This is a genomic window from Geobacillus zalihae NBRC 101842, assembly GCF_001544135.1.
In the GTDB taxonomy this organism is placed as follows: Bacteria; Bacillota; Bacilli; order Bacillales; family Anoxybacillaceae; genus Geobacillus; species Geobacillus zalihae.
In genome coordinates, this window is the sequence record NZ_BCPV01000001.1 from 239,174 (window position 1) to 259,757 (window position 20,584).

Sequence of the window (20,584 nt, forward strand, 5' to 3'; positions counted from 1 at the left end):
CACGAGTGTCGATGATCATCTATATAGATGCAATTTAAAGCTTTAACATTTTTCGTCTTTGCCGGTCATTGCATCCGACTGTCGAGTGACCGAACAGCGCCGCTTCCAGACCCATGAATGGGTCTGTGAAGCGGCGTTGTTCGGTCTTCCGTCACGCTAAGGCGTGACGGAGGCAAGCCACACGCTTGCCTTCGACAGTCGAAAATGGGCAAACCACTTTTCTGTCAAGGATATGTTAAACTTCTTTGTTGCATCTATATACATAGTTATTATTGGTTAATCAACACATCTGAGCCACTTTTCTCTTAGGCGCTTTGCTGCTGCAGCTCAGCGATGTATTGTTTTCCTTGTTCTTCGTTATATTGCCCTTCCCATTTCGACATCACAACCGCCGCCAGCGAGTTGCCGATGACGTTGACCACTGTGCGCGCCATGTCCAAAAGGCGGTCGATGCCGGCGATAAACGCCAATCCTTCAACTGGAATGCCAACCGTGCCAAGCGTCGCCAATAAGACGACAAACGATACGCCTGGGACACCGGCAATCCCTTTGGACGTCACCATTAAAACGAGCACAAGCGAGATTTGCTGCGAAATCGGCATGTCGATGCCGTACAGTTGAGCGATAAAGACAGCCGCCAGCGCCTGATAGAGCGTCGACCCATCCAAGTTGAACGAATAGCCGGTCGGAACGACAAAGGATGTTACAGCCTTTGAACAACCGAATTTCTCCATTTTTTCCATAACCTTAGGCAACACGGTTTCCGAGCTCGACGTGCTATAGGCAAGCACTAATTCATCCTTTAAGATTTTTATAATATGGAAAATATTTGTACCTACCAATTTGGCCACAGCGCCAAGCACCACCAACACGAAGAACGCCATGACCGCATAAACGAGCACAACAAGCTTGCTGAGCGGAAGGAGCGAAGCGACGCCGAATTTCGACACCGTCACGCCGATCAAGGCGAAAACGCCAAACGGCGCAAACTTCATCACTTGGTTCGTCACATAAAACATCGCTTCCGCTGTGCCTTGGAAAAAGCGAAGCACCGGTTTCCCTTTTTCACCGATCGCGGCTACGCCCAACCCGAACATCACCGAGAAGAAGATGATCGGCAGCATATTCCCGGTCGACAGCGCTTCAAACACGTTTTTCGGCACGATGTTGACAAATGTTTCAACCATCGAATGGTGCTGCACTTCGTTCGTCGTATCGACATACGACTGGATATCCGTTTTCTCAAGCGACTTCATATTGACGCCGACGCCTGGTTGGAAAATGTTCGCTGCCAAGAGGCCGACGATAATGGCAATCGTCGTAATGATCTCAAAATAAAGGATCGTTTTGCCGCCCAACTTTCCGAGCTTTTTCACATCACCGACGTTGGCGACGCCGACAATCAAGCTCGAGACGACGATCGGGATGACGATCATCTTAATTAAACGGAGAAAAACATCTCCGATCGGCTGCAAATACGTCGCTACTTTAGGGCTTCCGTAAAAAATGGCCCCAACCATAATCCCGAGAATAAGGCCGATGAAAATTTGCCATGCCAAGCCGATCTTGCGCATGATGCTTTTTCGCCTCCTTTAGACAAATTTAGACAAAAGACGACAAAATTATTTTACTTTTAAAAATAAAATCTGTCAATATTTTTGATTGAAATCGCTTCATCAAAGGATATAAATGAAAGAATTCAGTTTTTTAAAATAATTTCTATTCTTCCACTACTGAAAAAGCGGGTCGCTGCACCAGCAACCCGCTTTTGTTATGACCGCCGTTTTTCTTTTTCCTGCCGATAAAACTCGTGAAACATTTTCATTAATGCCCGTTTTTCAATGCGCGAGACATAGCTTCTCGAGATGCCGAGCTCTTTGGCGATTTCACGCTGCGTTTTTTCCCGCTGCCGACCGAGGCCAAAGCGATTGATGATCACCTCTTTTTCCCGCTCATCAAGCACGCTGATATATTGTTTGACTTGTTCGAGCTCCATGTTCAAGTGGATTTCATCGACGATGTCTTCGCCTTCGGCTTTTAAAATATCAAGCAGGCTGATTTCGTTTCCTTCTTTGTCCTGGCCGATTGGCTCATGCAACGAGACGTCTTTGCGCGTTTTTTTTAATGAACGCAGGTGCATCAGGATTTCGTTCTCGATACATCGAGCCGCATACGTTGCCAGCTTCGTTCCTTTGCCCGGCGAATAGCTTTCAATCGCCTTGATCAAGCCGATCGTGCCAATGGAGATTAAATCCTCGACCTCTTCTCCCGTATTTTCAAACTTTTTCACAATGTGGGCAACAAGGCGCAAGTTGTGTTCGATGAGCCGGTTGCGGGCTTGCTCGTCGCCTTTTGCCATCAGCGTCAAATACTTTTCCTCTTCTTGAGCGCTTAACGGCTGGGGAAACGCATTGTTTTTAATATACGAGACAAGAAACGTCAGCTCTTTCAACAGAAACGTAAACGCCGTGAAAATGCCGGACATGCTCTCACCCCCGCCTGCTGTCATCGGCGGAAACCGCCTATCGTTATGTATATGCAGGGGCGATGTTGTCCGTGTCTTTACGACAAAAATAGACCGGCCCGAAATGAGCCGGCAATGACCTGACCAATCAAAAACGATTGATGCCAACGTTCTGCTGATGCGGTCCGCCTGCTTATCCCCCTCCCGATGCAGAAGAACCGCCGTTACGCTTTGGCCTCAACGCTGACTTCCGCGGCGACAACAAGCGCAATCGACGCGGTAATGATGATCGACATGACAATGGCGAACATCCCCGTTCCCTCCTTGACCTTCTCTTCTAGATTTTATTTTACCAAAGAAGACAAGGAGCGCTTCCGCCACATTTTGAACAATTCGTGAAATTCGACCGTCAACAACAGCACGCGGAGCACCGATATCCCCCCTTTAGCCTGAGTCAAGTCGAGTCTCCCGTCTGTTTCATCCACATCACAAGCCATACTGGTACAATTGACATGAATCTTCTCCCCTTTCATCTCCATTGTTTTAAAACAACCGTTGATGAGCGGAACATTTGCGGTCAAGCAACTCCTCCTCAGCTGCACGCGCGAACCGCTCCTCTTCGATGTTCCGTTGCCGCGGCTTTCTCCGCTCAATCGTGATCGTGATAAAAAACAAATGGATCGTCATACCCCCTCACCTCCTTTCCATGCAAAAAAACCGCAGAAGGAAGGCGTTTCTGCGGCTAAGCGTACAAAAAGGCCGCAGAAAGCGAGACTACTCCCCTTCTGCGGCCTGATCGCTGTTTTTCGTCATCGGTGCACGTTCATTCCCGGTCGGCGGAAGGTCGAATAGCCGTTTGATAGAATGGATGCGTTACTGTTGTCCACATCATCATTGTCATTGTCTTCGACCTCCCTTTGGAAATGATGCTACGTAGGCAATTATATCCAAAATTATTTCCATTGTAAACCGTTTTTTTGCAAAATAGGCAAAAAGCTTGCTTTCCCTTGAACGCCAGCATGGTGGCTAAACAAAAACCCGCCTTTCGGCCAAAAGGCAGGTTTACGGTTCGAACCGCTTTTCTTCTTCCTCAAGACGGCGGGCATAGCGGGCGGCTTGGCGCAAACAGGAAAGCGACGCGGTAAAACAGACGGCGACTGCCAATAGGGCGAACGGCTTTTTCGCTGTCTCAACCGCTTCTGGGATGATCGTTCCGAAATAGAGAAACGCTCCAAACGCGAACAAGACGAGGCTGTATGTTTTAAAGTCGCCCGCCTTGGCCCGCAGCTCGTTTCGTTGCTGCTCGTTCAAGCCCGATCCCTCCTCTCCCCTTTCACTGTATCATACATGGACAGAAGGGGGGAGCGGCAATTTCAGCCAAGCGCCTTCGCCAAATCGTCAAGCAGATCGTTGACATCTTCAAGCCCGACCGACAAACGGATCAGGCCATCGGTAATGCCGAGCTGTTCGCGCCGTTCCTTCGGGATCGAGGCGTGCGTCATTTTCCCTGGCAACGAAATTAAACTTTCGACCGCCCCTAAGCTTTCGGCAAGCGTAAAGTAGCGCACGCGCGACAGCACTTTCTCGGCGCGCTCCAAGCTGCCGACATCAAACGAAATCATGCCGCCAAATCCGCGCATTTGCTTTTTCGCCAACTCGTGGTTCGGATGATCCGGAAGACCTGGATAATGGACGCGCTTGACCGCCTTGTGTTCAGCCAAAAAAACAGCGATTTGGCGCGCATTTTCTTCATGTTCCTCCATCCGCACGGCGAGCGTTTTCATCCCGCGCATCAATAGCCATGAATCTTGCGGCCCGAGCACGCCGCCGGTTGAATTTTGCACGTAATGGAGCCGCTCGGCAAGCTCCGGCGTGCGGACAACCGCCAACCCAGCGACGACGTCGCTATGGCCGCCTAAATATTTCGTCGCGCTATGGATGACGATATCGGCGCCAAGCTCAAGCGGCGTCTGAAAGTACGGAGTGGAAAACGTGTTATCGACGATCAATAGCAGCCCATGCGCACGGGCAATGGCGGCGGCGGCTTGCAAGTCAGTGATTTTCAACAGCGGGTTCGTCGGCGTTTCGATATAGATGGCTTTCGTATTCGGCCGGATGTGCGCCTCGATGTTGGCGACATCGCTCGTATCGACGAACGTCGCCTCAAGCCCGAACCGATTCAGCACGTTCGTCATGACGCGATACGTGCCGCCGTAGACATCGTCAGTGAGCACCAGATGGTCGCCGCTTTGAAACAACATCATGACGGCCGTAATGGCCGCCATACCGGAAGCGAACGCAAAGCCGGCTTCGCCGCCCTCGAGATCGGCGATCAGCTTCTCAAGCGCCGCGCGCGTCGGGTTGCCGGTGCGCGAGTATTCAAACCCTTTATGCTTTCCAACTTCTTCTTGCTTATACGTACTCACTTGATAAATCGGGACCGACACCGCTCCCGTATGCGGATCCCCCGGAATGCCGCCATGAATGAGCATTGTTTTCCGCCTCATCGTTACCTCCCACCTTCATAAATGTGTTTGCTTAAATAGCGTTCGCTCCCGTCCGGAAAAATGACGACGATATTCGTCCCTGGCTTTGCCTTCTCTGCTTCCATCAAGGCGGCATGAAACGCGGCGCCAGACGAACTGCCGACCAAAAGCCCCTCCTGTCTTGCGAGTTCGCTGACGCGCCGGAACGCGTCATCGTCCGCGATCGTGTAGATGGCATCAAAATAATCCGGATCCATAAACGGCGGCAAAAACTCCATGCCGATCCCTTCCGTCCGATGCGGACCCGGCTTGCCGCCGCCTAAAATCGAGCCTTCCGGTTCCACGATGACCGTTTTAATGGCCGGGTTTTTTTCTTTTAAAAACGTCGCTGTCCCCATAAACGTGCCGCCGGAGCCGGCGCCGGCGACAAAAATGTCGATCTGTCCGTCCAAATCGTCCCACAGCTCCGGACCGAGCGTCTTGTAATACGTCCTTGGGTTAGCCGGGTTTTGGAACTGCTGGGGGCAATAGGCCCCTGGAATCGTGCGGGCGAGCTCCTCCGCTTTGCGGATGGCCCCTTCCATTCCCTCTTCAGTCGGTGTATGAACGATTTGCGCCCCGAGCGCCTTCATCAGCTGTTGTTTTTCGATGCTGAATTTTTCCGGCACACAAAAAATGATGTTCACGTTTTTGCCGATCGCCGCCAGCGCCAGACCGATGCCGGTGTTGCCGGCCGTCGGCTCGATGATCGTGCCCCCCTCTTTCAGTTTTCCTGATGCAAACGCCTCGCGCAACAGCTCTTGTCCGAGCCGGTCTTTAATGCTTCCGCCAGGGTTGAAGTATTCAAGCTTGGCGAACAGCCGAACGCCTTCCGGGAGGGGGAAGCGCGTAATTTCGACAACCGGCGTATGGCCGATCAACTCATGGATGCTTTTTGCTACGCGCATACAAGTCACTCCGTTTCTTCACGCTCAGTTTAGCAGCAAAACGGCGGTGTTTTGTTGTCTATATATATAAGTTGAAACTTTGTTTTACATCCAGTAGAGCGCCCGCCGCATTCTACCAAACTGACTTGTATGAAGGAAAACAGAATCGAGCAATCGGAAAATCTTTATTACAACTTATATAGATGCAATTTGAAGCATCACCATTTGCAACTTTTACCGAGTATTCGATCGACTGTCGGGCGACCGAACAACGCAGCTTAAAGACCCATATATGGGTCTGTGAAGCAGGCGGTTGTTCGGTCTTCCGTTACGCCTAGGCGTGACGGAAGAAGCCTGCGGCTTGCCTCCGACAGTCGAGAACATAGACAAGCTGCTTTTTCGCTGCATCTTAATCGCGCTTCTGTTTCATAACGGAAAGCATCGACAAGACAAGTTCAGCCGAATGTTTCGCCGCCGTCTCCAAAAACTGTTCAAACGACACGTCCGACTCCTCACCAGCAATATCAGACAACGCCCGGATGATGACAAACGGCGTTCCAAATTGCACGCACACTTGGGCGATCGCCGCCGCTTCCATTTCGACGGCGCACAATTCCGGAAACTGACCGCGCACAAATTCGACTCGCTTTGGATCGTTCATAAACGAATCGCCGGTGGCGATCAAGCCGGTCACTGCCTGCAGGCCATCAAGCCGCGCCGCCGCCTGCTTGGCCGCCTCAACAAGCGCCTCATCCGCCCGGTAGCGCGCCGGCAGGCCAGGCACTTGCCCGTAAGCGTAGCCGAACGCGGTCACATCGACGTCATGATGGACGACTTCCTTGGAAATGACAAGATCTCCGACACGAAGCGAAGGCAAAAATCCGCCAGCTGACCCCGTGTTAATCACGAAGTCAGGGCGAAAGCGGTCAAGCAGAAGCGTCGTTCCCATGGCGGCGTTCACTTTGCCGATCCCGGATTTCAACAACACCGCCTCCACGCCGTCAAGGCGCCCTTTGGAAAATTCGCACCCGGCGATGACCGTTTCCTCGCGCCCTTCCATGCGCGAACGCAAAATCGCCACTTCCTCTTCCATGGCTCCAATAATGGCTGCTTTCATCGTTCTCCCTCTTTCTATGTCGTTTGTTTCACCGCCTCCATCACCCAGACGAACGCGTTTTGCTGCGCAAAGGAGGCGGAAAAGCCATGCTTGGAAAACAGTGATGCCAATACGTCAAGCGTCGTATAATATTCGCGTTCCAAATCGTCGGCCAAATCGTGGAAGCCGCGCGCTCGGGCTTCCTCAATCGCCTGGCGGAACGCCTCTTTGTCGCGAAACGCCGTATCGGCAAACACTATTTTACCACCCGGATGGAGCAATTGACTATATTTGGCCAGCGCTTCGTCTTTTTCCGCATCCGTCAAATGATGAAACGCATACGTGCTGGCGATCGTGTCGATCGGCTCCGGCGGTGTCGGAAATTGCAAAAAATCGCCGTCCAGAATGACCGCTCGCCCGCTGAGCTTTTCCGCCGCTTTTTTCCTCATCGGCGCCGATGGCTCGATCCCGTACACCTGCTTGCCGCGCTCAAGCAGCTTTTTCGTCAAGTTGCCTGTGCCGACGCCAAACTCGAGCACGACTTGGCCGGCTTTGTCGGCGACCGTGCTTAAAATGCGGTCATAACCGGCAAACACGTCTCGATATTGCTCATCGTATCCTTCGACCGATCGGTCATACGATTCCGCCCATTGCTCAAACAAGTCAAGAAACTCTCTGCCCATATGGTCACACCCCAAAAAAGTTTATAATTCCTATAAATATAGTATGTTTTTTTCGTATTGCCTGCTCTTACTGTAGCATATGTTTTTCCCTTGTTCAACGATCATGTTCGTTCGTATTGTTCCCCCTTGTACTCCGGTGGATGAGGGCGGGAAAATTTGCTACACTGACAATGGAAAGGAGGAAGAACGATGCCGAACATTTCTCTTGATTTGATCGAGGACAAAATCGAATTTTTTGAAGCGGACGACTTGCGGACGCTCGAGAAAAAAATCAACGAACAAATTGAACATAACAAGGCGCTCTTGCTTTCCGTCCATCATGTATCCCATCAAATGCACGTCATGGAAAACGGAAAGCGGTTCTACAGCGCAGTCGTTCATTTCAAAGCGAAAAAATAACAGGCGCCCTTCGTTTTTGGGCGCCTGTGTATGTTTCCGCCGCTAATGAACCGCCATCGTTTCACTGATGCCGCCAACGTTTCGAATATCTCCGCTTCCCCTCATCATGCCGCTTATGGCTTTTGCTTCAACTTTTGCACTTTCGTCGGCTTCCAGCCTTCGTTCGTCACCCATTCAATGTACACTTTGTAATGGGCGATTTGATCTTTCGTCGAAATCGTCGCGACTGCTTTGTTCGGTCCGTTGTTGCCGATGAACCAAACGATCATCTCCTCCGGAGCGATGCCGGTCGCATAGCTGACGGCATCGAGCATTTCCTTCCAGTCGACGGAATCTTTCTTAAACACCGTTTCATGCGGCTCCGATTGCGTCGTACCGATCGGCTGCCATGCCGGATTGACGATTTCTTTTTCAACGTTGGACCCCGGCGGGCCCGGCGTCTCTGTCGCACCGGCTTTACTCGTTTCATCGGTGGAAGCAGCGTCTTCTTCCTCGGCCGGCGTTTCAGCTTCCGTCGGCGCCGCCGCTTCGCCTGTTTCCACTTCCACCCGCTTCGCATTGGCCGCTTCTGTTTTGGCTTCGCGATCCATCTCCTTCTTGCTCGGTTCGCCGCCAAACAGCAAGTTCCCGCCGACAATCAAAATGAGCAGCACGACAACGGCAATGGCTCCGTTGAGCCAACGGTTGATCCTCCGCCGTTTGGCGCGGGCGGCAAAGCGCGTCTCGATTTGCGCCACCGTCTCCTCTCCCTTCTTTGGATGATGTTCGTGCTGGAAACATGGATTCCCCTTACATTTGGTTCGTCACTTCACTTCATTTTTGGCGCGGTCATAAGCATAAAGCGCCTCGACTGCAGCGGCGAACACATCATTCGTCGAAGCCCGCCCGCTCGGGCAGTCGAGCTCAACGACAGCAAGGGCGTATTTCGGACGGTCGGCTGGAAAATAGCCAGCAAACCATTTATTAATGAATTCAGCGCCGCCGTCCATTTTTCCTGTCTCCGCCGTCCCGGATTTGCCGGCGACCGGATACGGCAGCGAACGGAAGCGGCGGCCGGTGCCATCCTCTTTGGTGACAACGCTGCGCAAAAGCCGCTGCAGCTCTTCGGCCGTCTGCGGCGCGATCGGCGCCATGTCTGAAGCCGGTTGAGGCGGAAACGAAAAGAGGGTCGCACCGTTTTTATACAGCACTTTGTCAACGGCCCGCACCTGAAGCGCTTCGCCGCCGCGGGCGATGGTCGCCATCATGTTGGCGACGCCAAGCGGCGAGACGCGTACATTTTTTTGCCCGATCGCCGTTTGCGCCACCGCAAGCGGCACCCTCTTGTCGCGCGGATCATGCCAAATCGTCCCCTTCTGCTCCTCCGGGAACTGACGGAAATGCTCTTCATGGTACACCGCCCCTTCCCATCCGGCCGTCGGATACAGCCCGAGCTTTCTCGCATACGTTTCAAACGCATCCGGATCGTGCTCGATCAACTGCTTGCCGAGCGTGGCGAACGCATTGTTGCAACTGACGGCAAAGCTGTCCGCTAAATCAAGCATGCCGTAATCATGCTCCTCATCGCGGGTTTTGCCGTCAATTTTTCGGCTGCAGTCAAACGTTGTCTCAAGCGAGGCGAGCCCCTCATCAAGCGCCGCGGCCGCAATGACGGTTTTCAAAATCGAGCCAGGGATTTGCGGCAACACGATTTGGTTTTCCGCCCCGCGGTTTTTGTACGGATCACGCGGGTCCATGTTTGGGCGGCTGACCATGGCGAGCACACTGTTTGTGTCAATATCCAGCAAAACGAGACCGCCTTTTTTCAACCCGTATCGGTCAACGATCTGCTCCATCTCTTGCTGCAAGTCACGGTCAAGCGTCGTTTGCACGGTGACGGGATAAAACGGGTTGCCCGTGTCGCTGTATTTGACATCGAGCCCAAACAGCGGCCGCCCTTCGGCGTCAACGTGATAAAGCAGCTTCGTTTCGCCGTCGGCGAGCAAAAATTCATCAAACGCCTTCTCAAGTCCTTGAATGCCCACTTCGGTCTTTGGCGGCAGCGGCCGTTTTGGATAACGCTTCTTGATGAGCTCCTGATCTGGACGGGTGAAGCCAAGCAAATGCGGGGCGTACACCGTTTCCAGCGGATATTGCTTGTTGACGGCAAATACCCCCGGAATGCGCAAATCGTTAATTTGCTTCATTTGCTGGGCGCTCAAGGCGAGCGGCTCTCCATCCTTCTCTAAGACGAACGGACCGTCCGCCTGCTCAAGCTGGCGGCGGATCTCTTCTTTAGAGACGCCGGTGATGCGGGCGACTTGTTCCATCGGCCATTTCATCGTCGTTAAAAACGGGAATAAGACAAGCGACGGCACGTATCGCTTCGTGAGCGGCGCGCCATTTCGGTCGACGAACGAGCCGCGCCCGTCGTCAATGATCAGTTCTTGTGTCCGCTGGGCGACGCTTTCGGCAATTAAATTATGATTGGCGAACGACTCGGCGTCAATCAGCTGGATCTGCGCCAATCGCCCGACAAGCAACAACAAGCCCAGTTGAATGAGGGCGAGCATGGCAAGCGTTCGTTTTTTCCACATAAAGAAAACACCTCATCATCAGTGTTGACGAGGTGTTTCCGTTTGAAACGTCAAGCGGCGGCAATTTTCTTCGCTTCGCTTCGCACACCGCCGCTTGTTCAGGTCGGCCGCCTCCTGCTTCTTATTTCACAGCCACGATTTTCACAAGCATTTCCCCGCCCGGCGTTTGCACCGTCACCTCATCGCCGACGCGGCGGCCGAGAAGCGATTTCGCAATCGGCGAGTCGTTGGAAATTTTCCCTTCAAACGGATCGGCTTCAGCGCTGCCGACGATCGTATACGTCTCTTCCTCGCCGTCCGGCAGTTCAATGAACGTGACCGACTTGCCGAGCGAGACGACGTCCGGGTTTTCTTTGTCTTCTTCAATGATGACGGCGTTGCGGATCATGTTTTCAAGCATTTGGATGCGCGATTCGACAAACGCCTGCTCATCTTTGGCAGCATCGTACTCCGAGTTTTCCGACAAATCCCCGAACCCGCGCGCAATCTTAATGCGCTCCACCACTTCTTTCCGCTTGACCGTTTTTAAGTACTCAAGCTCTTGTTCCAGTTTCTCTTTTCCCTCTTTCGTCATCGGATACTGCTTTTCGTTCGCCATTCATCTCACTCCTCTATATATTCTGCATTATGTAAAACGTACGAACAGCAAAAACGGCTGTTCGTACGCTTACTTGTTATATAATATATTGTTTTGTCTCTGTTATGTTATTACAAAACCGCTTTTTGTTCAAGAACTGTGCGAATTTTTGCCACCATTAAATCGATGGCGACGACGTTCTGTCCGCCTTCCGGAATGATCACATCCGCGTAGCGCTTCGTCGGTTCGACAAACTGGTTGTGCATCGGCCGGACGACGGACAAATATTGCTCGATGACCGAATCGAACGTGCGGCCGCGCTCTTTCATATCGCGGATGAGACGGCGGATGATGCGGATGTCCGGGTCGGTGTCGACATATACTTTAATGTCCATTAAATTGCGGAGTCGCTCATCCTCCAAGACAAGAATGCCCTCCACGATGATGACATCCTTCGGCTCCACGCGAATGACGTCGCTTGAGCGAGTGTGCAGCGTATAATCGTACACCGGCTTGTCAATCGGCTCATAGCGAAGCAACTTATGAATATGCTCAATCAACAAATCGTTGTCAAACGCCAGCGGATGGTCATAGTTCGTCTTCAGCCGCTCTTCAAACGGAAGATGGCTTTGGTCTTTATAGTAAAAGTCTTGCTCCAAAACAAGGATCGAGCGGTCGCCGAAATGGTCGTAAATCGCGCGGGCGACGCTCGTCTTCCCCGAGCCGGAGCCGCCGGCGACGCCGATGACAACGGGCTTCTTCCCCATCTTAATTCTCCTTTCTCATCATGTTGTACGGGAAGAGAGGGCGCTTGACCTTAAACTTCACGATTTGCAACGGATGGCGCGCCGCATCAAGCTCGTTGCCGTCTTCGTCCCAAATTTTCTCAATCACTTGGGTGAAGTTTTCAATTTCCGGACCGAAAAATTCGACTTCATCGCCCGGGCGGAAATGGTTGCGCTGCTGGACGGTGGCGATGCCCGTCTCCGGGTCATAGCCAAGCACCAAACCGGCGAATTCATGCGTCGTTTTCCGGCTGTGCGTCCCGTACATATGGTTCGTATAATCCGGGAAGCCGTCAAAGAACGACGGCGCCGTCTCGCGGTTGGCGCATTTCTCCAGCTCCCGCACCCACTCTTCGCGGATCGTGAAATGGTCTGGGTCAGCGCAGTAGGCATCAATGACTTTCCGGTAGACACTGACAACCGTCGCCACGTAATGGATCGATTTCATCCGCCCTTCAATTTTCAAGCTATCCACACCCAATTCGATCATCACCGGAATGGCGCGGATTAAGTTCAAATCTTTCGCGCTCATCGCAAACGGAGCGTCCCCTTTTTCAAACAACGGAATTTCCCGGCCGTCCGAGAGCTGATACAAATCGTAATCCCAGCGGCACGACTGGCAGCATCCGCCGCGGTTTGAGTCGCGCGCCGTCATATGGTTGCTCAATACACAGCGGCCGGAGTAGGCGGAACACATCGCCCCATGGATGAACGCCTCGATTTCAATATCGACTTTCTCTTTGATCTGCCGGATTTCTTCTGCGCCCACTTCACGAGCGAGCACAACCCGCTCGAGCCCTTCCTCTTTCCAAAATTGGACCGCTTTCCAGTTGGTAAGCGATTGCTGCGTGCTTAAATGCACTTCAAGCTTCGGCGCCACCCGGCGCGCCGTTTCGATGATGAGCGGGTCGGCGACGATGATGCCGCAAACACCGGCATCTTCAAGCGCCCGCAAATAGTCATCAAGGCCAGGGATGTTTTCGTTATGGGCGTAAATATTGGCCGTTACGTATACTTTGGCTCCGTATCGATTGGCAAATTCGACCCCTTCGCGAATTTCCTCGATCGTAAAGTTGTCGGCGTTGGCGCGCAAGCTGTACTCTTGGCCTCCGATAAAGACGGCGTCTGCGCCGTAATGGACGGCGATTTTCAGTTTTTCCAAGTTGCCGGCCGGGGCGAGCAGCTCTGGCTTTTTCACAATGACGCGCTTGCCGTCAATGATTTCAGAGATGCGATCATTTTTTAAAAGCATGCTGCTTCCCTCCTTTTCTCAATAAATGGTCTCTTTGAAGAAAAATCCGGTGTCGATGCGGCGATGCGGCGGCTGAAGCGCTTCAACGGCCGCAAGCAGCTCCTCTTTTTCCCGTTCGTACCGCTCGCGGTCATCCGCGCATAAATCGATGGCGCGGCGGTACAGCTTCGTCACGTCGGTAATGTAGCGCGGCTCGTGCAAAATCCCGTCAATTTTAAAGCTGTCGATGCCGGCCTCGACCATGTCGCCGAGCTCATCGATCATGCAAACATCGTTCGGGCTCATAATATGCGTGCCGTTTTCGTCTTCAAAAATCGGATATTTGTTGTCACGCTCTTTGTCGTAAAGAAACATCCCTTTTTCGTACTTCTTCCGTTCAACTTCCATCACTTTCCCTTGATATTCAAAATAGCTGCCGATCAGCGAGCGCTTCGATTGGTACATGCACATCGCGCCGTGCACTTGCACCTCGATTTCCACTTCGGCATGGGCTTTGATTTCCAAAATGGCGTCCATGTTCAACTCGCGGGCCAAGACGGCGCGCTTCGCCCCTTTCCGGCCCCAATAGTTGCACGCATACCAGTTCGTCGCTGTCGTCTCCGTGCTCCAGTGGAGCTTCATGTGCGGCGCCGTTTCTCGGACAGTCAAGAGCACCGCGGGATCGCCGAAGACGATGGCATCGGCGCCGACATCAGCCAAAAACGCGACGTAGTCGCCAAGCTCGTCCACTTTATCGTTATGGAAAATGGCGTTCATCGCCACATACACGTTCATGCCGCGCCGGTGGGCGGCTTTGACGGCGGCAGCGACATCATGGCGGGAAAATTCGCCGGCAAGCCGCAAACCGTAGCGCTGCTCGCCAATGATGACCGCGTCCGCTCCGGCTTCAGCCAGCTCGTCGATATGGGCAACGCTCGTCGGCGTCACGAGCAATTCGGGTTTTTTCACTGTTCTTCACCTCGTTTTTTCGATATGGCGAGCCCATCGCCGACCGGAATGATGACCGTATCATAACCGCTTCGACTCATGAGCCACTCATTGTAGCGGCGAATTTTTCGGGCGATGTTCCAAAGCCGTCGATTGTCCGCCGGCGCTTCGGCGGCGACGAGCCCCTTAAACAAGACGTTGTCGCTGATGATGAGGCCGCCTGCAGCCACAAACGGCTCATAGAGCGTAAAAAAGCGCTCATATTGCCCTTTGGCGGCATCAATAAACAGCACATCAAACGGCGCGGCGGCCGCCACATTGGCCTCGACCGCGAGCGCATCGCCCAACACCGCCTCGATTTGCCGCTTGGTGTTCGTCTTTTCGATGTAAAAACGGGCGCGCTCATACCGCTCCCGGTCTTTTTCGATCGTCACAATGCGCGCGTCCGGCAGCGCCTTTGCCATCCGGATCGCCGAATAGCCGATCGCCGTGCCGATTTCCAAAATGCGGCGCGGCCTGATCAGCTTCAAGATGAATAACAGCACTTCGACGCTCACCGGATCCATGATCGGTATGCGGTGCCGATAGGCGTACTGCTCCATCTCCTCAATGTCCTCATCCGGCGCCGGACGCAGCTTTTGCAAGTACGAAACAATGTCATGGGAAAGCAAGAGGAATTCCTCCCTGCCGTCAGCAAACTGAAAAGCGCTCGCCAAAGTTGAACTATATAGATGCAACGAAGAAGTTTAATATATCCTTGACGGAAAAGCGGTTTGCCCCTTTTCGACTGTCGGAGGCAAGCCACAGGCTTGCCTCCGTCACGCCTTGGCGTGACGGAAGACCGAACAACCGGCCTGCTTCACAGACCCATATATGGGTCTTTAAGCGGCGTTGTTCGGTCGCCCGACAGTCGATCAAATACTCGGGAAAAACTACAAATGGTAAAGCTTCAAATTGCATCTATATACAACCCGGCATTTGCGCTTTGTCGTCATGAAAAATAAGAGCCGCAAAGGACTCTTATCGTTGGTCTGTTCAACTATACTACCATAAAACAACGGAAAAGCGAAGCCGTTTCACCCCACCGGCCATTACCTTCCGTTTTGACCTATTGTTTTCCAATATGCTTCGCCTTTTCCCGGTTATGCTCGGCCAACGTTTTCGTAAAAATGACCTCGCCGCCCGGTGTCGCCAAAAAGTATAAATAGTCGGTCGCCGCCGGTTCAAGCGCCGCTTCGATCGACATTACGCCGGCGTTGGCGATCGGCCCCGGCGGCAGCCCTTTATGCATGTACGTGTTGTACGGCGAATTGACCTGCAAATCTTTATACAACACACGCTCTTTATGTTCGCCAAGGGCGTACAAAACGGTCGGGTCGGTTTGAAGCGGCATGCCGCGGTGCAGCCGATTGTAAAACACGCTGGCGATTTTTTCGCGGTCAGCTTTTTCCGTCGCCTCTTCCTCAATGAGCGACGACATCGTCAACAGCTGATGCGGCGACATGTTCTTTTCTTTCATCGCTGCCTTATATGTGTCAAGCACAGCTGCCGTTTTCGCCACCATCGCCTCAATGATCTCTGAGAGCGGCGGCTTTTCGTCAGCAAACACATACGTCGCCGGGAACAAGTAGCCTTCCAGCGGATAGCGGATGCCTTTGTGAAAAATATCATCAGTCAACAAATCCGGGTGCATTTTCATCAGCCGTTCGATATACGCGCGATCGTTAAGCAATTTCATAATTTGTTCTTGTTTGTACCCTGTTTTCGCGGCAATGAGGTCAGCGATTTGCACCAATTGCGACCCTTCCGGAACGGTCAGCTTCAATCCGATTTTTAGCGATTTCCCCGTTTTTAACAGCTCGATGATGCGCGCCATTGGCATCGCCCGCGTCAACTCATACTCCCCAGCCTGGAAGCCGGATTCATTTTTCCAGCGGACATATAAGCGAAACACGGCCGCGCTTTTAATGAGCCGCTTTTGTTCGAGCTGCTCGGCAATCGCCGCCGCCGATGAACCGATCGGAATCGAGACATGGACCGGGGTGCGGTCATTCGGGTCGACGGGCTTAAGCGCTGAACGGATGTATAAGAAACTGCTGGCGCCGGCAATGACAAACGCCGCCAGCAGAACAGCACAGACAATCAAGACGATTTTCCGCACAAGCCGCGCCTCTGGCGCCCTAAAATCGTTCTGTTTCATCTTTGTCCTCCTTTCACCCGGCCATATTATACTACAAAGTTCCGCATTTTTCGCCCTTGACGGTCAAAAAATGCAAAGCCAGGGGAGGAAACGCGCCGGTCAATCGAAGCCCTTCGCAACATTTGTCGGACAAACAAGAAGATGTCTGAACCATTGCATGGAACACAACTTATCGTTTCTCAGCGCATAATACGACAATAAGAAAAGGGGCCCCGATCCTTTTGGCCCCCCTCTGCTGTCCGTTATTCGTCGTCTTCCTCTTCCTGTTCAGCGCAAAACGTATTCCATACTTCTTCGATCATGTCCCACTCTTCTTCCGTCTCGATTGGGAGCAGTTCGCCTTCTTTGTTCTCATCCCCAGGGATGAAGGCGGAAACGTGCACTTCCGTCTCGCCGTCCTCGTCTTCGGCTTCGGCGCCGACCGGATAGTAAAACACATACGATTTGCCGAAATCATCTGATTCAAACGTAAACAAAATTTCGCACAGCTGCTCGTTGCCATGTTCGTCGACAACCGTAATATGACGGTCTCCGTGTTCCATGTTTTCTCCTCCAATTTATCGTTTACTGTCCAAATATGACTGCAAAATGACGGCCGCCGCCATTTTGTCGATCACTTTCCGCCGCTTTTTCCGGCTGACGTCGGCAGCGATCAACATCCGTTCGGCGGCCATCGTCGACAGCCGTTCATCCCAAAGCACAACGGGCAAAGAAAACTCCTCGCGCAATTTGGCGGCGAACCGCTCGCTTGCCTCAGCGCGCGGCCCGAGCGTGCCGTTCATGTTTTTCGGCCACCCGACGACAATCGTATCGACGCCGTACTCATCGATGATGGCGCGCAGCCGCTTTAAGCCGTAGTCGCCGCGCTCCGTATCAATGGCGATCGTTTCCAATCCTTGCGCTGTAAGGCCGAGTTCGTCGCTAACGGCAACGCCGAGCGTTTTCGTTCCCAAATCTAATCCTAGCGTCCGCATCAGGTTAATCCTTTCGTTGCCCCTGTAAATAGAATTTCACCAATTCCTCGATTAATTCGTCGCGTTCGATTTTGCGGATGAGCGCACGCGCATCTTTATGGCGCGGAATGTAAGCTGGGTCGCCGGACAACAAGTAGCCGACAATTTGGTTGATCGGATTGTAGCCTTTTTCCTGCAAGGCGCCATACACCGTCAACAACACTTCGCGAACGTTCGTCTCGGCCGGCTCCTCGGAAAAATGAAACTGCATCGTTTGGTCAAACGAGCTCACCGTTTCCACCTCGCTCCTTATTCAGGCACCCCGTCCTTTTACATCCATTGTACACGATCCGCGCCAATTAGGAAACGGATTTCACCCATGTTTCGACATAACCGAGCGCTTCGCCGACCTTGCTTGGGTCCTTGCCGCCAGCTTGCGCCAAATCCGGGCGCCCGCCGCCGCCCCCACCGCAACGCGACGCTACTTCTTTCACCAGCTTGCCGGCATGGAATCCTTTTTTCACCAAATCGTCCGTTACTGCGGCAATCAGTTGCACTTTTCCGCCCTGGGCGGACGCCAACACGATGACCGCCGTGCCGAGCTTTTGTTTCAAATCATCAGCCATGGCCCGCAGTTGGTTCATGTCATTGGCCTGCACTTTTGCCGCCAACACCGGCACGCCGTTTACATCTTTCACTTGACGGGTGAGGTGCTCAGCTTCCATATGGGCGAGGCGGGCAGCAAGCGATTCATTTTCGCGCTCGAGCTCTTTCAGCTCGGCAAACAGTCCGTCAAGACGCGCATTCAATTCTTTCGGGCTTGTTTTCAGTTTTTGCGCCGCCTCTTGCAAAATAGCAAGCTGTTCGCTCATAAAGCGGTATGCCGCTTCCCCGGTCACCGCTTCAATCCGGCGCGTGCCGGCGCCGATGCCGGACTCGGAGACGATTTTAAACAACCCGATGGCTGATGTGTTGGGCACATGGCAGCCGCCGCACAGCTCGAGGCTGTAGTCGCCGACTTTGACGACGCGGACGATGTCGCCGTATTTTTCGCCAAACAGCGCCATCGCGCCCATCGCTTTCGCTTCCTCGAGCGGTTTATAAAAAATGTCAACCGGGAGGCTTTTCCAAATTTGTTCGTTGACGATGGCTTCGATGCGCTCGAGCTCCTCTGGCTTCACTTGCCCAAAATGGGTGAAGTCAAAACGAAGCCGGTCCGGGGCGACAAGCGACCCCGCTTGGTTGACATGGCGGCCGAGCACGTCTTTTAGCGCTTGATGGAGCAAATGGGTCGCCGTATGGTTTTTTACGATGCGCATCCGCTTTGCTTCATCGACGCGCGCCGTATAGCGGGATCCTTTTTTCACCGTTCCGCGTTCGACGATGATCGCATGAAGATGTTGGCCGTTCGGCGCTTTTTGCACATCTTTGACGACTGCTGTTCCTGTTTCGCTTTCAAACACGCCTTGGTCAGCGATTTGTCCGCCGCTTTCGGCGTAAAATGGCGTCACATCGACGATGATTTGCGCCTCTTCGCCGGCTTTCACTTCCTCGACAAGCCGCCCGTCTTTGACGATGGCGATGACCGTCGATGCGGCAACAAGCTCATCGTAGCCGACAAACCGGCTTTCATCTTTAATGTCACCGAGCACTCCGCCTTGGACTTGCATCGAATCGACATCTTGCCGGGCCGCGCGCGCCCGTTCGCGTTGCCGCTCCATCTCGCGCTCAAATCCGGCATGGTCGACCGTCATGCCCGCTTCAGCGGCGTACTCTTCCGTCAGCTCGATCGGAAAGCCGTACGTATCATACAGGCGGAACGCTTCCTCGCCCGGAATGACACGGCTTCCTTGCTCTTTCGCCTTTTCGGTCACCTCCGCCAATATGGCGAGCCCTTCATGGAGCGTTTCATGGAACCGTTCTTCTTCCGTCCGGATGACGCGGGCGATGAAATCGGCTTTTTCTTTCACCTCCGGATAGTAGTCGTGCATAATCTCGCCGACGACCGGGACGAGTTCGTACATAAACGGACGTTCAATGCCGATATGTTTCGCATAGCGCACCGCGCGGCGGAGCAGGCGGCGCAGCACATAACCGCGGCCCTCATTTGACGGCAGCGCCCCGTCGCCGATCGCGAACGTCACGGCGCGAATATGGTCGGCGATCACCTTAAAGGCGACGTCTTTGTCCGGATCTTCGCCATACCGCTCGCCGGCGATCTGCTCGGTCGCGCGGATGATCGGCAGGAACAAGTCGGTTTCAAAGTTCGTCGGCACGTCTTGCAAAATCGAGCACATCCGCTCCAAGCCCATGCCGGTGTCGATGTTTTTCTTCGGCAGCGGCGTGTACGTGCCGTCCGGGTTATGGTTAAACTGCGAAAAGACAAGGTTCCATACTTCTAAATAGCGGTCATTTTCCCCGCCTGGGTACAGCTCCGGATCGTTCGGGTCGTTGCCGAACGCTTCGCCGCGGTCGTAAAAGATTTCCGTGTTCGGACCGCTCGGGCCTTCGCCGATGTCCCAGAAGTTTCCTTCAAGGCGAATGATTCGCTCTTTTGGCAAGCCGATTTCGTTGCGCCAAATGTTGTACGCTTCCTCGTCTTCCGGATGGACAGTAACGGACAACCGTTCCGGATCAAAACCGATCCATTTGTCGCTCGTCAAAAACTCCCATGCCCAATGGATCGCTTCGCGCTTGAAGTAATCGCCGATCGAAAAGTTGCCGAGCATTTCAAAAAACGTATGGTGGCGCGCCGTTTTCCCGACGTTTTCGATGTCGTTGGTGCGGATCGATTTTTGCGCGTTGCAAATGCGCGGGTTTTCCGGAACGATGCGCCCGTCAAAGTATTTTTTCAACGTCGCGACGCCGCTGTTGATCCACAACAGTGACGGGTCGTCGACCGGAATGAGCGATGCGCTCGGCTCAACCGCATGGCCTTTTTCTTGGAAAAACTCTAAAAACATGCGCCGCACTTGGGCGGATGTCAGCTTTTTCATGATGATCCTCCCCTTTCGCCTTTTATATAAAAAAACTCCCATCCCCTGCAGGGACGAGAGTTATGCTCGCGGTACCACCCTGTTTATGGGCAAAAAACGCCCATCACCTCTTTGGCCGTAACGCAGCCTTGCGTCAGGTTTTGCCTGCGCTCCGGATTAGCCTTCTGTTGCCCTTCATCTGGAATTTCTTTCAGCCGCGGAAATTCCTCTCTGTGCGCGAACTCGCGCGTTAAGATGGACTGCAACATACTCGATCCGTCATCG

General features: G+C 53.2%; 21 protein-coding genes and 1 other annotated feature (1 of these 22 only partly in view). Of the genes, 1 reads left to right on the forward strand and 20 read right to left on the reverse strand.

The genetic code is table 11. From position 1 onward, the window contains the following. Positions 1-305: 305 nt before the first annotated feature. From GZ1_RS01295 to GZ1_RS01330, 8 genes are all read right to left on the reverse strand, one after another. Positions 306-1,574 (reverse strand): cation:dicarboxylate symporter family transporter, encoded by a 1,269-nt coding sequence (locus tag GZ1_RS01295; RefSeq protein ID WP_011232012.1) that lies wholly within the window; start codon positions 1,572-1,574, stop codon positions 306-308. Positions 1,575-1,771: 197 nt separating this feature from the next. Next, the gene (gene sigK, locus GZ1_RS01300) at positions 1,772-2,485 is read right to left on the reverse strand and encodes an RNA polymerase sporulation sigma factor SigK (RefSeq protein WP_060787720.1); all 714 of its coding nucleotides are present in this window, start codon (positions 2,483-2,485) and stop codon (positions 1,772-1,774) included. 522 nt (positions 2,486-3,007) lie between these two features. Further along, entirely contained in the window at positions 3,008-3,151 is a 144-nt protein-coding gene (locus tag GZ1_RS17890; protein WP_011232016.1) for a YrzI family small protein, read from the reverse strand. 375 nt (positions 3,152-3,526) lie between these two features. After that, on the reverse strand, positions 3,527-3,775 hold the full coding sequence (locus GZ1_RS01310; protein WP_020278374.1) for a YrhC family protein: 249 nt from the start codon (positions 3,773-3,775) through the stop codon (positions 3,527-3,529). A gap of 62 nt (positions 3,776-3,837) precedes the next feature. Next, on the reverse strand, positions 3,838-4,971 hold the full coding sequence (locus tag GZ1_RS01315) for a bifunctional cystathionine gamma-lyase/homocysteine desulfhydrase (protein ID WP_011232018.1): 1,134 nt from the start codon (positions 4,969-4,971) through the stop codon (positions 3,838-3,840). A 2-nt stretch (positions 4,972-4,973) separates the two neighbouring features. Beyond that, a complete protein-coding gene (locus tag GZ1_RS01320) occupies positions 4,974-5,897 on the reverse strand; it encodes a PLP-dependent cysteine synthase family protein (protein ID WP_011232019.1) in 924 nt (307 codons plus the stop codon). A gap of 388 nt (positions 5,898-6,285) precedes the next feature. After that, positions 6,286-6,993, reverse strand: a complete 708-nt coding sequence (gene mtnN / locus GZ1_RS01325) for a 5'-methylthioadenosine/S-adenosylhomocysteine nucleosidase (RefSeq protein ID WP_020756955.1) — start codon at positions 6,991-6,993, stop codon at positions 6,286-6,288. A gap of 14 nt (positions 6,994-7,007) precedes the next feature. After that, positions 7,008-7,655: a class I SAM-dependent methyltransferase gene (locus GZ1_RS01330; protein ID WP_011232021.1), complete on the reverse strand. Its 648-nt coding sequence runs from the start codon at positions 7,653-7,655 to the stop codon at positions 7,008-7,010. A gap of 189 nt (positions 7,656-7,844) precedes the next feature. On the opposite strand from GZ1_RS01330, the gene GZ1_RS01335 reads away from it, so the two are divergent. Next, entirely contained in the window at positions 7,845-8,054 is a 210-nt protein-coding gene (locus tag GZ1_RS01335; protein ID WP_025949305.1) for a YrzA family protein, read from the forward strand. Positions 8,055-8,167: 113 nt separating this feature from the next. Here the strand turns inward: GZ1_RS01335 and GZ1_RS01340 are convergent, their stop codons facing one another. From GZ1_RS01340 to alaS, 12 genes are all read right to left on the reverse strand, one after another. Continuing rightward, entirely contained in the window at positions 8,168-8,791 is a 624-nt protein-coding gene (locus tag GZ1_RS01340; protein ID WP_060787721.1) for a YrrS family protein, read from the reverse strand. Positions 8,792-8,857: 66 nt separating this feature from the next. After that, positions 8,858-10,630, reverse strand: coding sequence for a peptidoglycan D,D-transpeptidase FtsI family protein (locus tag GZ1_RS01345; protein WP_060787722.1), 1,773 nt, complete (start codon positions 10,628-10,630; stop codon positions 8,858-8,860). A 121-nt stretch (positions 10,631-10,751) separates the two neighbouring features. After that, a complete protein-coding gene (gene greA, locus GZ1_RS01350) occupies positions 10,752-11,228 on the reverse strand; it encodes a transcription elongation factor GreA (protein WP_011232025.1) in 477 nt (158 codons plus the stop codon). A 110-nt stretch (positions 11,229-11,338) separates the two neighbouring features. Then, positions 11,339-11,974 carry a uridine kinase gene (gene udk, locus GZ1_RS01355; protein WP_060787723.1) on the reverse strand — a complete coding sequence of 212 codons (636 nt, stop codon included), beginning with the start codon at positions 11,972-11,974 and terminating at the stop codon, positions 11,339-11,341. A gap of 1 nt (position 11,975) precedes the next feature. Then, positions 11,976-13,244, reverse strand: a complete 1,269-nt coding sequence (locus tag GZ1_RS01360; protein ID WP_011232027.1) for a peptidase U32 family protein — start codon at positions 13,242-13,244, stop codon at positions 11,976-11,978. Positions 13,245-13,262: 18 nt separating this feature from the next. Further along, positions 13,263-14,192: a peptidase U32 family protein gene (locus GZ1_RS01365; RefSeq protein ID WP_020754574.1), complete on the reverse strand. Its 930-nt coding sequence runs from the start codon at positions 14,190-14,192 to the stop codon at positions 13,263-13,265. Beyond that, complete coding sequence (locus GZ1_RS01370) at positions 14,189-14,842, reverse strand: O-methyltransferase (protein WP_060787724.1); 654 nt, start codon at positions 14,840-14,842, stop codon at positions 14,189-14,191. The genes GZ1_RS01365 and GZ1_RS01370 overlap by 4 nt, the downstream gene beginning before the upstream one ends. Positions 14,843-15,279: 437 nt before the next feature. Then, positions 15,280-16,371 (reverse strand): endolytic transglycosylase MltG, encoded by a 1,092-nt coding sequence (gene mltG, locus GZ1_RS01375; protein ID WP_020754572.1) that lies wholly within the window; start codon positions 16,369-16,371, stop codon positions 15,280-15,282. Positions 16,372-16,613: 242 nt separating this feature from the next. Continuing rightward, on the reverse strand, positions 16,614-16,913 hold the full coding sequence (locus tag GZ1_RS01380; protein ID WP_020754570.1) for a DUF1292 domain-containing protein: 300 nt from the start codon (positions 16,911-16,913) through the stop codon (positions 16,614-16,616). Between the two features lie 15 nt (positions 16,914-16,928). Beyond that, a complete protein-coding gene (ruvX, locus tag GZ1_RS01385) occupies positions 16,929-17,345 on the reverse strand; it encodes a Holliday junction resolvase RuvX (RefSeq protein WP_011232032.1) in 417 nt (138 codons plus the stop codon). Between the two features lie 4 nt (positions 17,346-17,349). Next, positions 17,350-17,616: an IreB family regulatory phosphoprotein gene (locus GZ1_RS01390; protein ID WP_011232033.1), complete on the reverse strand. Its 267-nt coding sequence runs from the start codon at positions 17,614-17,616 to the stop codon at positions 17,350-17,352. A gap of 67 nt (positions 17,617-17,683) precedes the next feature. Further along, complete coding sequence (alaS, locus tag GZ1_RS01395) at positions 17,684-20,320, reverse strand: alanine--tRNA ligase (protein WP_060787725.1); 2,637 nt, start codon at positions 20,318-20,320, stop codon at positions 17,684-17,686. A 46-nt stretch (positions 20,321-20,366) separates the two neighbouring features. Beyond that, positions 20,367-20,584, reverse strand: a binding site (T-box leader) (it continues 7 nt past the right edge of the window).

Excerpts from the sequence above, each read along its gene's own strand:
- GZ1_RS01295 (WP_011232012.1), bottom strand. The coding sequence starts at position 1,574 with ATGCGCAAGATCGGCTTGGCATGGCAAATTTTCATCGGCCTTATTCTC.
- sigK (WP_060787720.1), bottom strand. The coding sequence starts at position 2,485 with ATGTCCGGCATTTTCACGGCGTTTACGTTTCTGTTGAAAGAGCTGACG.
- GZ1_RS17890 (WP_011232016.1), bottom strand. The coding sequence starts at position 3,151 with ATGACGATCCATTTGTTTTTTATCACGATCACGATTGAGCGGAGAAAG.
- GZ1_RS01315 (WP_011232018.1), bottom strand. The coding sequence starts at position 4,971 with ATGAGGCGGAAAACAATGCTCATTCATGGCGGCATTCCGGGGGATCCG.
- GZ1_RS01320 (WP_011232019.1), bottom strand. The coding sequence starts at position 5,897 with ATGCGCGTAGCAAAAAGCATCCATGAGTTGATCGGCCATACGCCGGTT.
- mtnN (WP_020756955.1), bottom strand. The coding sequence starts at position 6,993 with ATGAAAGCAGCCATTATTGGAGCCATGGAAGAGGAAGTGGCGATTTTG.
- GZ1_RS01330 (WP_011232021.1), bottom strand. The coding sequence starts at position 7,655 with ATGGGCAGAGAGTTTCTTGACTTGTTTGAGCAATGGGCGGAATCGTAT.
- GZ1_RS01335 (WP_025949305.1), top strand. The coding sequence starts at position 7,845 with ATGCCGAACATTTCTCTTGATTTGATCGAGGACAAAATCGAATTTTTT.
- GZ1_RS01345 (WP_060787722.1), bottom strand. The coding sequence starts at position 10,630 with ATGTGGAAAAAACGAACGCTTGCCATGCTCGCCCTCATTCAACTGGGC.
- greA (WP_011232025.1), bottom strand. The coding sequence starts at position 11,228 with ATGGCGAACGAAAAGCAGTATCCGATGACGAAAGAGGGAAAAGAGAAA.
- udk (WP_060787723.1), bottom strand. The coding sequence starts at position 11,974 with ATGGGGAAGAAGCCCGTTGTCATCGGCGTCGCCGGCGGCTCCGGCTCG.
- GZ1_RS01360 (WP_011232027.1), bottom strand. The coding sequence starts at position 13,244 with ATGCTTTTAAAAAATGATCGCATCTCTGAAATCATTGACGGCAAGCGC.
- mltG (WP_020754572.1), bottom strand. The coding sequence starts at position 16,371 with ATGAAACAGAACGATTTTAGGGCGCCAGAGGCGCGGCTTGTGCGGAAA.
- GZ1_RS01380 (WP_020754570.1), bottom strand. The coding sequence starts at position 16,913 with ATGGAACACGGAGACCGTCATATTACGGTTGTCGACGAACATGGCAAC.
- ruvX (WP_011232032.1), bottom strand. The coding sequence starts at position 17,345 with ATGCGGACGCTAGGATTAGATTTGGGAACGAAAACGCTCGGCGTTGCC.
- alaS (WP_060787725.1), bottom strand. The coding sequence starts at position 20,320 with ATGAAAAAGCTGACATCCGCCCAAGTGCGGCGCATGTTTTTAGAGTTT.